At 62.5% G+C, this 11,041-nt stretch carries 9 protein-coding genes and 1 pseudogene; 6 read left to right on the top strand and 4 right to left on the bottom strand.

Annotated elements, in window-relative coordinates; genetic code table 11:
- On the top strand, positions 1-199 hold a 199-nt coding region (locus ACY693_RS07755; RefSeq protein WP_462321259.1), incomplete at its 5' end, for an NAD(P)(+) transhydrogenase (Re/Si-specific) subunit beta.
- Between the two features lie 255 nt (positions 200-454).
- Here ACY693_RS07755 and gatB read toward each other — a convergent pair.
- From gatB to gatC, 4 genes are all read right to left on the bottom strand, one after another.
- Positions 455-1,897 (bottom strand): Asp-tRNA(Asn)/Glu-tRNA(Gln) amidotransferase subunit GatB, encoded by a 1,443-nt coding sequence (gatB, locus tag ACY693_RS07750; protein WP_462321258.1) that lies wholly within the window; start codon positions 1,895-1,897, stop codon positions 455-457.
- 817 nt (positions 1,898-2,714) lie between these two features.
- Entirely contained in the window at positions 2,715-4,175 is a 1,461-nt protein-coding gene (locus tag ACY693_RS07745; RefSeq protein ID WP_462321257.1) for a sensor domain-containing diguanylate cyclase, read from the bottom strand.
- Between the two features lie 33 nt (positions 4,176-4,208).
- A complete protein-coding gene (gene gatA, locus ACY693_RS07740; RefSeq protein WP_462321256.1) occupies positions 4,209-5,666 on the bottom strand; it encodes an Asp-tRNA(Asn)/Glu-tRNA(Gln) amidotransferase subunit GatA in 1,458 nt (485 codons plus the stop codon).
- Between the two features lie 5 nt (positions 5,667-5,671).
- Positions 5,672-5,959 carry an Asp-tRNA(Asn)/Glu-tRNA(Gln) amidotransferase subunit GatC gene (gatC, locus tag ACY693_RS07735; protein ID WP_462321255.1) on the bottom strand — a complete coding sequence of 96 codons (288 nt, stop codon included), beginning with the start codon at positions 5,957-5,959 and terminating at the stop codon, positions 5,672-5,674.
- Positions 5,960-6,451: 492 nt separating this feature from the next.
- Here gatC and ACY693_RS07730 point away from each other — a divergent pair, with 492 nt between their 5' ends.
- The 5 genes and pseudogenes from ACY693_RS07730 to ACY693_RS07710 all read left to right on the top strand — a co-directional run.
- Entirely contained in the window at positions 6,452-7,498 is a 1,047-nt protein-coding gene (locus tag ACY693_RS07730; RefSeq protein WP_462321254.1) for a rod shape-determining protein, read from the top strand.
- 58 nt (positions 7,499-7,556) lie between these two features.
- Positions 7,557-8,450, top strand: coding sequence for a rod shape-determining protein MreC (mreC, locus tag ACY693_RS07725; protein ID WP_462321253.1), 894 nt, complete (start codon positions 7,557-7,559; stop codon positions 8,448-8,450).
- A complete protein-coding gene (gene mreD, locus ACY693_RS07720) occupies positions 8,447-8,932 on the top strand; it encodes a rod shape-determining protein MreD (RefSeq protein WP_462321252.1) in 486 nt (161 codons plus the stop codon). The genes mreC and mreD overlap by 4 nt, the downstream gene beginning before the upstream one ends.
- Positions 8,933-8,964: 32 nt before the next feature.
- Entirely contained in the window at positions 8,965-10,845 is a 1,881-nt protein-coding gene (mrdA, locus tag ACY693_RS07715; RefSeq protein ID WP_462321251.1) for a penicillin-binding protein 2, read from the top strand.
- A 13-nt stretch (positions 10,846-10,858) separates the two neighbouring features.
- Positions 10,859-11,041: pseudogene (locus ACY693_RS07710) on the top strand (hypothetical protein); the annotation flags it as partial.

Here is an 11,041-nt window from a genome sequence, read left to right as displayed (position 1 = left end):
GACCAGCCCAATCTACGGTATGCCGATCCTGGATGCCGGCAAGGCGCGGCAGGTCTACTTCCTCAAGCGCTCGATGCGCCCGGGCTATTCAGGCGTTGATAACCTGCTCTTCTACCAAGACAACACCTCACTGATCTTTGGCGATGCCAAGGACACGATCGAGGGCATCGTCTCTGCGCTGAAGGGTGGTGGCCACTGAGCTGATCCCGGCCTCAGCTCACTCTCGGGAATCGCTCTGTATGGGCAGTTTCCCGAGGCGCTACCGAGATCGAGACTGTTGAGCTGCGAAGCGGCTGGATGCCTTCGGCCGCCATAAATCGGTGCCGTTCTCCGACTGTTGCATCTGTTCAAGTCTTGCTCTGGCTGGACAGATGACGCCGAACGGTCAGCCGGACTGGCCCAGTGGTCACATTGGCCAAGCCAGCCTCCGCTGGCTCTGGCTCTGGCGCTTCGCTCACCCCTTGAGCTTATCCTTGAGCAGGGCGTTGACCTGCTGCGGATTGGCCTTGCCCTGACTCTGCTTCATCACCTGGCCGACGAAGAAGCCGAACACCTTCTCCTTGCCGGCCCGGTATTGCTCCACCTGCTGCGGGTTGGCGGCGATGATCGCGTCGATCATCTGCTCGATCGCACCGCTGTCGGTGATCTGCTTCAGCCCCTTGGCCTCGATGACTTGATCGGCGTCGCCTTCGCCGGCCCAGATCGCTTCGAACACCTGTTTGGCGATCTTGCCCGAGATGGTGTCGTCCTGGATGCGCTTGATCAGTCCAGCGAGCTGCTCGCTAGTCACCGGACTCTCGCTGATCTCGAGCCCGGCCTTATTCAAGGCTGCTGCGAGCGCGCCGTTCATCCAGTTTGCGGCCAGCTTGGCATCGCCAGTCAGGTCGACCACCGACTCATAAAAGGCGGCGCTTGCTCGGCTCGCGGTGAGCAGCGCGGCGTCGTAGTCGCTGATGCCGTAAGCGTCCCGAAACCGCTGGCGCATCGCATCGGGCAGCTCGGGCAGATCGGCCGTCGCCTCCTCAATGAAGGCCGCGTCGAGCTCCACCGGCAACAGGTCCGGATCGGGGAAATAGCGATAGTCGTTGGCCTCTTCCTTGGTGCGCATCGAGCGCGTCTCGTCCTTGTCGGCATCATAGAGCCGAGTCTCCTGAACCACGCTGCCGCCGTCCTCGAGCAGGTCGATCTGGCGCTCGATCTCGAACGCGATCGCCCGCTGCAGGAAACGGAACGAGTTGATGTTCTTGATCTCGGCACGGGTGCCGAACGGCTCACCGGGGCGACGCACCGAGACATTGGCATCGACCCGGAACGAGCCCTCTTGCATGTTGCCGTCGCTGATGCCGATCCAGCGCACCAGCTGATGGATCTTGCGCGCATAGGCCACAGCCTCCTCGGCCGAACGCAGATCGGGCTCGGAGACGATCTCCAGCAGCGGGATGCCGGCACGGTTGAGGTCGATCCCGGTAAGACCGCCGCCGGCGCCCGAGAAGGGCTCATGCAGCGACTTGCCAGCGTCTTCCTCGAGATGCGCGCGGGTGACGCCGATGGTCTTGACCGCGCCGTCGTCGAGCACGATCTCGATCTGACCGCGGCCGACGATCGGCAGCTCGTACTGGCTGATCTGGTAGCCCTTGGGTAGGTCCGGATAGAAGTAGTTCTTGCGCGCGAACACCGAGCGCGGGGCGATCTCGGCGGCGATCGCGCGTCCGAACTGCACCGCTCGCTGCACCGCACCCAGGTTCAGCACCGGCAGCACGCCTGGCAGGCCAAGGTCGACCGCGCAGGCCTGGGTGTTTGGCTCAGCGCCAAAGGCCGTCGAGGCGCCGGAGAAGATCTTCGAATTGGTCGCGAGCTGGGTATGGATCTCCAGCCCGATCACGGGTTCCCATTGCATGCGGATTCGGTTCTCGTCAGATGGATCGCCGCGCGCTCACCGCAGAACTGGTCGGCGGGCGGGCGCTCGTGTGCGGATGACGATGCATTCTAGCCCAACTCGCTGCGCGCCAGAACGATCTGCCCCATCCGCGGCGACAGGCACCTGCGTCGTGGCGAGCAGACCTTCGACCCCGTCAATGATCTAGACGAATTCCAATCCTCGGTTCTGTCTGGCCGTCCCGCGCACTGCAAATACTCATCGAGGTCTTGTCCGGTTCAAGGCCTTTCGTGGAAAGGCTCTCGCGTAGTCCTCTGCCCGACACACGTGCCAGCGCAGTGCAAACTCCTCCACGTGGCTTTCACGAACCTGATTGATAGACCGAGCCCAGAAGCGCCAAACCGAGCGCTAGTCGTTGAACCGGTGTTTTCTTTTTGCTGATGATGCGACTGAATTGGAACCTTTGCTCGGGGTCATTGAGCAACAGCAGCGACAGCTCGAAGCCCAGCAGGTGCAGATCGAATCGCAGCGCCAAACCCTGCAGGCATTGCGCCGAGACGTGGAGGCGCTAAAGGCCGATCGAGCTGTAACGGCCGCTCGGGGAGGCGTAGTCGCGGGTCACGCATCGCCGCGATCGGGGCTAGCGGTTTCCGGGCGTGGACAGCCGGCGCGAACTGGCGCGCTAACGTAGGTGTCGCGGCCGCTAGGCTCCAGTCTGGACGCCCGCCCGGCGCGCTCGGAGACCGTCTTGCTGCGCTCGATTGATAAGACGACGAGGCATCTGAGGGTCGATCTCTTGGATGAAGTCGTTGCAACTGTCCTTGTGGTTTTAGCCGATTCAGGCGTGCTCGCCTACGTCGGAGGCGACCTGATTGCGTCCCGCCCCCTTGGCCTGATAGAGCAGGACATCGGCGCGCGCGAGGAGCTCATCGAGGGTGTCGCCCTGGTGGTAGGCGACAACGCCAATGCTCAGCGTGACAGCCCGGTTGCAACCCGGTACTTCAATCGATTCGCGAGCGTCCCGACAGAGTTGCTCGGCTAAGCACTTGGCGTCAGCGATCGGACAGTCACTGAGCAGCATCACGAACTCGTCGCCACCCCAGCGAGCGACGACGTCCGTGCCGCGGCGGCGCGCTTGTGCAAGGCTCGCGACCCGCTCGATCACATGGTCGCCGGCCAGATGGCCATGCTGATCGTTGATGTGTTTGAATCGGTCGATATCGAACATCAGCAGTGACAGCGGCTGCTGTTGGCGCTCTGCTTGCGCGGTGGCCTGTTTGTACAGGGTCTCGAAGCTCTGTCGATTGTGGAGGCCCGAGAGTTTGTCAATGGTCGCTAGACGCTCGAGACGGGTCTGGAAGCGGTGCACACTCAATGCGCTGATCAACAGGACGACCAAGGTGACGCCGCCTCCGACCGCGAGGTTGCGATAGAACGCGGCGCGTAGCGACGCGAGCGCGCTGCGCTCGGGCTGCTCAACGATCAAGACCCAATCGAGCTCGGGGATATAGCGGTAGCGAACGAAGACCGGTCCTTGGCCGCCGGTGTAGCGCAGCGAGCCCTGCTCGCCGCTGAGGATCTGGTCGGCGACTGTGCGAATCCCTTCTCGGTCGTTGATGTTGGCCTTGCCAATCAGTGCTTCCTCGACATGGCTTTGGACGACACCGAGGCGGTTGACGAAGAAGATGTCACGGTCATAGCGCCGCTTGTAGCTGGCGATCAGGCTCGACATGGTGGCGACTTCAAGTCCCAGCCCGGTAATACCAAGGTAGCGCCCCTCCTGATCGTGGATCTTGTGGTTGATGAAGATCGTCAGGCGGTGCTTGGCAGCTTCGTTGGTGTCGATGTCAACCCGATACGGGCTTGGATGCGAGCGCATCGAGAAGAACCATTGATCCTTCTGCGACCTCCGGTTGATCGTCTTGAGGATGCCGTCGAAATGGTAGTAGCGATGGCTCAGGTCGGAGACGACGAAGGCTGAGAAGACGTCGTATCGCTCCTGGATCGCTTGCAGATAGCGCTGGACTTGCTCCGGGTCGCGCTCTCCACTGGTCATCCAGTCGATGAGAAAGGTGTCGTGCGCCATCAGCGAGGCGATATAGATCGGTCGCAGCAGGCTTTCTTGGATGTCGGAGTAGATATTGTTGCTGGTGAGGGGCAGCGTGTTGCGCACCAATAGCTCACGCAGCGCGTCGCTGGAGACGCGCAGGCTGTAGAGATTGACGGCGAGGAAGCCGGCGACCAAGATCGCCCCAAGGGTCAGGATCAGCCGGTTGCCGCTGGTGATGCTCAGGCGCATGCTTGATCCTGACTGGACCGCGCAGCCGTGGCTTCAAGCGGTCGCGAGCTTGGGCGTCATGAGATGCCAATCGGTGACCTGTTGCAGTCGGTGGGCGATGTTGAGCAGGCGTCCTTCTTGGAAGACATCACCGATCAACTGAAGCCCGACCGGCATCCCCTTGACCGGCGCGACGGGGATCGACAGGCCCGGTAGGCCGGCCAGGTTGGTGGCGATGGTGTAGATGTCATTCAGATACATCGCCACTGGGTCATCGGTCTTTGCACCGAGCGCAAAGGCGGTGCTCGGGGTGGTCGGGCCCATGACGACATCGACCTGCTCGAAGGCGCGACGGAAGTCGTCGCTGATCAGGTGTCGCAGCTGCTGCGCCTTGAGGTAATAGGCGTCGTAATAGCCGGCCGAGAGCACATAGGTGCCGATCATGACGCGGCGCTTGACCTCGTCGCCGAAGCCTTCAGCGCGGCTGCGTTTATAGAGGTCCTCGAGATCGCGCGGCGCCTCGCAGCGATGGCCGTAGCGCACGCCGTCGAAGCGGGCGAGGTTCGAGGAGCATTCGGCTGGGGCGACCACGTAGTAGACCGGCACCGATAGCGGCGCGTTTGTTAGGTTGATCTCGCGCACGCTGGCGCCGAGAGCCTCGTATTGCTTGATCGCGGACTCGACTGACGCGGCGACCCCTGGATCGAGCCCCTCGCCAAAGTACTCTTTGGGCAGGCCGATCTTGAGTCCCTCGATGCTGTCATCGAGCTGGGCGGCGTAGTCCGGTACCGGCTCATTGGCGCTGGTCGAATCGCGCTCGTCGAAGCCAGCCATCGCTTGCAGCACCAGGGCCGCATCGGCCGCGCTGCGGGCGAGCACGCCGGCCTGATCCAAGCTCGAGGCGAAGGCAATCATGCCCCAGCGCGAGCAACGGCCGTAGGTTGGCTTGATGCCGGTCACGCCGCAGAAGGCGGCGGGCTGACGGATCGAGCCGCCGGTGTCGGTGCCGGTGGCTGCGGCGCAGAGTCCGGCGGCGACCGCTGCCGCAGAGCCGCCCGAGGAGCCACCGGGTACGCGCTCGAGGTTCCAGGGGTTGCGCACGGGTCCGTAGAAACTGGTCTCGTTCGACGAGCCCATCGCAAACTCATCCATGTTGGTCTTACCGAGCATCGCTGTCCCAGCAGCCCCTAGGCGCTGGATCACAGTGGCATCGTAAGGCGCCACGAAGCGGTCGAGCATGCGCGAGCCACAGCTGGTCTTGACCCCGTTGGTGCAGAAGATGTCTTTATGGGCAATCGGGATGCCGGTTAGGGGTCCAGCATTTCCGCTCGCGAGCTGCTGATCGGCGCGCTCGGCGGCGGCTAGCGCCTGTTCGGCGGTGATCGTGATATAGGCATTGATCTCTGCATCGAGCCGCTCGATGCGCCCGAGATAGCGCTCGGTGAGCTCGCGTGCCGAGATCTTGCGTGCCTGCAGCGCGGCGCTCAGTTCGGTGATCGATTGGTCAAACATGAGGCTCACTCGATCACCTTTGGCACCAGATAAAGACCGTCTTCGGTTTGCGGCGCAATCGGCTGGAAACGGTCGCGGTCGTTCGCTTCGGTGACCTGGTCCGGGCGCAGCCGTTGGGTCATGTGCAGCGGGTGAGCCATTGGCTCGACGCCGGTGGTGTCGAGGCTGCTCATCTGCTCGACCAGGTTGAGGATGCTGCTGAGCTCGGTGCTGAAGTGATCGAGCTCGCCGTCACTGACGGCGAGTCTGGCGAGGTGCGCGATCTTGGCGACGTCGCTGGTGTCGAGGGCCATAGTGAAGGTTTGCCAGGTTGGGGGCTGGAGGACTTGGATTCGATGTTCGCTGCCAAATTACCACAAGCGGTTAGGCCTGCGCAGACAAGGAGCGGCTCAATCCGCTGCCGCAGACCGGCCATTCCACGTCCGTCGATGAAGGCTGCTGGGTGGGCGATGCTGGTTGGGACAAACGATGATCTGCTTGCTCGACGACAGCTCGGTTGCTAGATTAGCCGGGATTTTGTTAGTGGAAGTCTTCGATAAGACGCGATCTTGACCATCGCGAGAAACGTGCTGCCGCGACTCGGCTGTGCCACCAGCGTTGCCCAAGCTCACGGGCGCGGCGCGCATGAGGAGCGAGCGATTCGAGCTCGATCAGCGCAAAGCCGGCGCCGAGATTTCCCTTTATTGGCCATCTACAAATATCCGGCGCCGCCCGTTCGGCGGTGCCCGAGTTCTACGCGCCATCGTCGGGCGCGATGCGGCTGACAACGCTGGAGTGATCTATCGATGTTCCTGAGACGTATCCGAGGGCTGTTCTCGAACGATCTTTCGATCGACCTCGGAACCGCTAACACGCTGATCTACACCCGCGGGCAAGGCATCGTGCTCGACGAGCCGTCGGTGGTGGCGATCCACCAAGATCAGGCTGTTGGCCGCAAGTCGGTTGCGGCGGTTGGCGAGGAGGCCAAGCAGATGCGCGGTCGGACGCCAAAGAGTATTATCGCGATCCGGCCGCTCAAGGACGGTGTGATTGCAGACTTCACCGTCACTGAGAAGATGCTGCAGTACTTCATCCATAAGGTGCACGAGTCGCGGCTGATCCGGCCCAGTCCGCGCGTGCTGGTCTGCGTGCCCTGTGGCTCGACGCAGGTCGAGCGGCGCGCGATCAAGGAATCGGCCTTTGGTGCGGGCGCGCGTGAGGTCTATCTGATCGAGGAGCCGATGGCCGCGGCAATCGGTGCCGGGCTGGCAGTCGATGAGCCGCGGGGCTCAATGGTGCTGGACATCGGCGGCGGTACCTCGGAGGTGGCGGTGATCTCGCTCAACGGCATTGTCTTCTCGAACTCGGCGCGGATCGGTGGCGATACCTTCGATGACAGTATCATCAACTATGTGCGGCGAAACTATGGCACCTTTATTGGCGAGGCGACGGCCGAGCGCATCAAGCATGAGATCGGCACCGCCTTCCCCGGTGAAGAGGTGTTCGAGATCGAGGTGCGAGGTCGCAATCTGGCCGAAGGGATGCCGCGCAGCTTTACCCTAAATAGCAACGAGATCCTGGAGGCGTTGCAGGAGCCGCTGCATAGCATCGTCAGCGCAGTCAAGAATGCCCTTGAGCAGACCCCGCCTGAGCTGGGTGCGGATGTCGCTGAGCGAGGTATCGTTCTGACCGGCGGTGGTGCCCTGCTGCGCGATCTTGATCGCTTGATTGCTGAGGAGACCGGGCTGCCGGTAGTGGTGGCCGAAGATCCGCTGACCTGCGTCGCGCGTGGAGGGGGTAAGGCGCTCGAGATGATCGGTCAGCGAGGGCTAGGACTATTTGCGGTCGAATGAGTCCGTTCGGCGATCAGTGAGCGTTGATTCAACGCAGAGGGTCTTCATCATAAACGCGATGTTTCATCATGGTCCCTCACCGCTGTGGCGGTTGCTGATTGCGGTTCTGCTTGCGCTATCGCTGATGGTGATCGATGCGCAAGGGCGTTACCTTGGATGGCTGCGCTCGACCCTGACCGTCGCCGTCTATCCGATCCAATGGCTTGCAGCCCAGCCCAGTCGACTTGCGCGCGACCTTGAGTCTCGATTTGCGACCGAGGCGGATCTGCGCGAGCGCAACAGCCTGCTGGAGAGCGAGAACCTGGCCCTACGCGGCCAGATGCAGCGCTTTCTGGCATTGCAAGCCGAGAATAGCCGGCTGCGCGACCTGCTTGGCTCTTCATTCAAGGTCAGCGATCGCGTGTTGGTCGCTGAGCTGCTGCAGGTCGAGCTTGACCCCTATCGGCAGCAGGTCTTGGTCGATAAAGGCACCGTCTCGGGCGTCTATGTGGGCCAGCCGGTACTGGGTGCCCATGCCATCATGGGGCAAGTGGTGGACGCGACTCCACTCACGGCGACCGTGCTGCTGATCACCGATGCAGACCATGCCTTGCCGGTGCAGATTAATCGCAATGGGCTGCGGACCATCGCGACAGGGACCGGTCGGGTCAATGAGCTGCAGCTGCCCCATCTGCCAAAGAATGCCGACGTCCGAGTTGGGGATCTGCTGGTGACCTCCGGGATGGGGGGTGTCTTCCCGGCCGGCTACCCAGTGGCGCAGATCGTCGAGGTAGCTGATGATCCGAACAGCTCCTTTGCAACCGTCCATGCGGTGCCGACCGCAAGGCTGGATCGAAGCCATGAGGTGCTGCTGGTCTGGACCCTGGAGGGCGCGCCCGCGCAGGCCATCGGCCGCAGTGAGCCCCCAGCTGAGCCAGCCGATGCGGCGGAGCCAAGAGATGGCCGTTCATGAGTATGTGGTCGCGCGAGGGGCTGTTCGTCGTCTCGACGTTTGTCGTGGCACTGTTCCTCAGCATCGTACCAATGCCGAGCTGGGCCAACGAGTACCGGCCGCAATGGGTGACGCTCATTCTCATCTACTGGTGTCTGATGCGGCCGACAGCGATCGGGGTCTTTTCGGGCTTTCTGCTCGGAATCACACAGGATCTGGTTGCCGGCGCGCTGCTTGGCGAGAACGCGTTGTCGTTATCGGTGGTTGCGTACCTGGCCGGCGAGCTGCATCGGCGTATCCGTGCCTTCCCGCTCTGGCAGCAAGCCGTTGCGGTCTGGCTATTGCTCTTGATCGAGCGGCTGCTTTCGCTTTGGGTCTTGGGTGCGACCGGTCAGCCAACGCCCACTTTGGCCTATTGGCTACCGACGTTGATTGGTCTGCTGTTGTGGCCAGGGCTTAGTCTCCTGTTCGACCGACTTCTGCTCTCGTCCCCGGTGACCTGAGAGCGAGTAACCAAGCGCTTAGGGTCCAAATGATGGCGGAAGACCAATTTACCGATCGTCGCGGGGAAAAGCGTCTGCTTCGCCTGCGTGCGCTCTTCCTCGCAGCGCTGGTGGTGCTCAGCCTCGCCCTCATCGGGCTGCGGCTGTTCCAGCTGCAGGTCGTTCGGCACGATCACTTTACGACGCTTTCTGACGACAATCGCATCAAGGTCCAGCCGATGCCGCCGACGCGCGGGCTGATCTATGATCGCAACGGCGTGCTGCTAGCGGATAATGTGCCTTCCTATACGCTGACCATTGCGCCGGAGAAGGTGAAGGACTTGGAGGCAACCATTGCCGCCCTGTCTGAGCTCGTCCCCATCTCGGAGCTGGACCTTGAGCGCTTTGAGCGGCTATTGCCCCAGCGCCGACGTTTCGAAGGGGTGCCGATCAGGCTCGATCTCAACCACCGCGAGCGGGCCCGGTTTGCCGTTCAGAGTCATCGCTTTCCTGGCGTAGAGATCGCTGCCGAGCTGTCTCGGTATTATCCGCAGGGCATCCACACCGCCCATGTCGTCGGTTATGTCGGGCGGATCAACGAGCAGGAGCTCGAGCGCATCGACAGCTCTGACTATGCCGGTAGCTCACACATCGGCAAGGTCGGCATCGAGAAGTACCACGAGGGATTGCTGCACGGTCATGTCGGCTATCAGCAGGCCGTCGTCAATGCCCGCGGGCGCGTGCTTGAGCGGCGCGAGCAGAAGACGCCGGTGCCTGGCCGTGACCTGCACCTGTTCCTTGACCTCGAACTGCAGCGCGATGCCGCTGCCGCGCTCGGCGATCATCGCGGCGCAGTAGTCGCCATCGAGCCCGAGACGGGTGGGGTGCTAGCGATGGTGAGCTCGCCGGGCTATGACCCCAACTCCTTCGTTGGCGGTATCGGCTTCAAGGCCTATGCCGCACTGCGCGATGATATCGACCGGCCGCTCTACGATCGCGCGATTCGCGGCCAGTATCCTCCGGGCTCGACGATTAAGCAGTTCGTTGCACTCGCCGGGCTTGCGACGGGTGTAACCACTTCCTACGAAGGAAAATATTGCGGTGGCTATTACCAGCTGCCCGGGCATTCGCACCGTTATCGCTGCTGGCATAGAGGAGGCCATGGCACGCTCGCGATGGAGGATGCGATCGTGCAGTCTTGCGACGTCTACTTTTATCGCCTCGCCCATGAGATGGGTATCGAGCGCATGAACACCCACCTCGCCGAGTTCGGCTTCGGCCGACCGACCGGTGCTGATATCGCCGGCGAGCTAGGCGGGCTGCTGCCCTCGCCGGAATGGAAACAGCGTGCACGCAAACAACCCTGGTTCCCGGGTGAGACCTTGATTGTTGGCATCGGTCAGGGGGCTTTCCTGGCGACGCCGCTGCAACTGGCAGCGGCCACCGCGGCGGCCGCTAACCGGGGTGTCTATGTGCAGCCGCGCTTGGTCAAGGCGACCCGCGCGAGTCTTGGGGCACCGCTGGAGCCGACTGAGGTAAAGCGGCGTCAGCTACCCGACAAGGACCCGGCGCACTGGCAGACCATCATTGATGCGATGACCAATGTCGTCGAGGGCCGACGTGGCACTGCGCGGCGCATCCGCAGCGATGCCTATCGCATCGCGGGTAAGACGGGTACCTCGCAGGTCTTCACCGTTGGCCAGAATGAGACCTATAACGAGGCCGAGGTCGCCGAGCGGATGCGAGACCATGCCTTGTTTGTTGGCTTTGCGCCGATCGAGGCACCGCGCATCGCTGTGGCCGTGATCGTCGAGAATGGTGGTCATGGCGGTGCGACGGCAGCGCCGATTGCACGTGCCGTGATGGACAGCTGGCTGCTGGATAAACGCCCGCCGATGGTTGCGGACAGCGCGGCCGATGCCGCTAACCCCTGACTCGCCTGTTCCGGTGGCCAAGCTCAAGAAGCTCGATCTGGATGCCGACCGAGATTCGCTCGATGGTGGCTGGGCGAGCAAGCTGCATATCGATCTCCCGTTGCTCTTGCTCGTACTCCTGATCTCTGGGTTCGGTCTACTGATGCTCTACAGCGCGACCGGTGAGTCCGGCAGTCAGGTTGAGCGGCAAGGCATC

This window comes from Halochromatium sp. (assembly GCF_054919635.1).
Note: the sequence above shows the minus strand (reverse complement) of the source record. Positions and strands in the feature narration are given on the sequence as shown.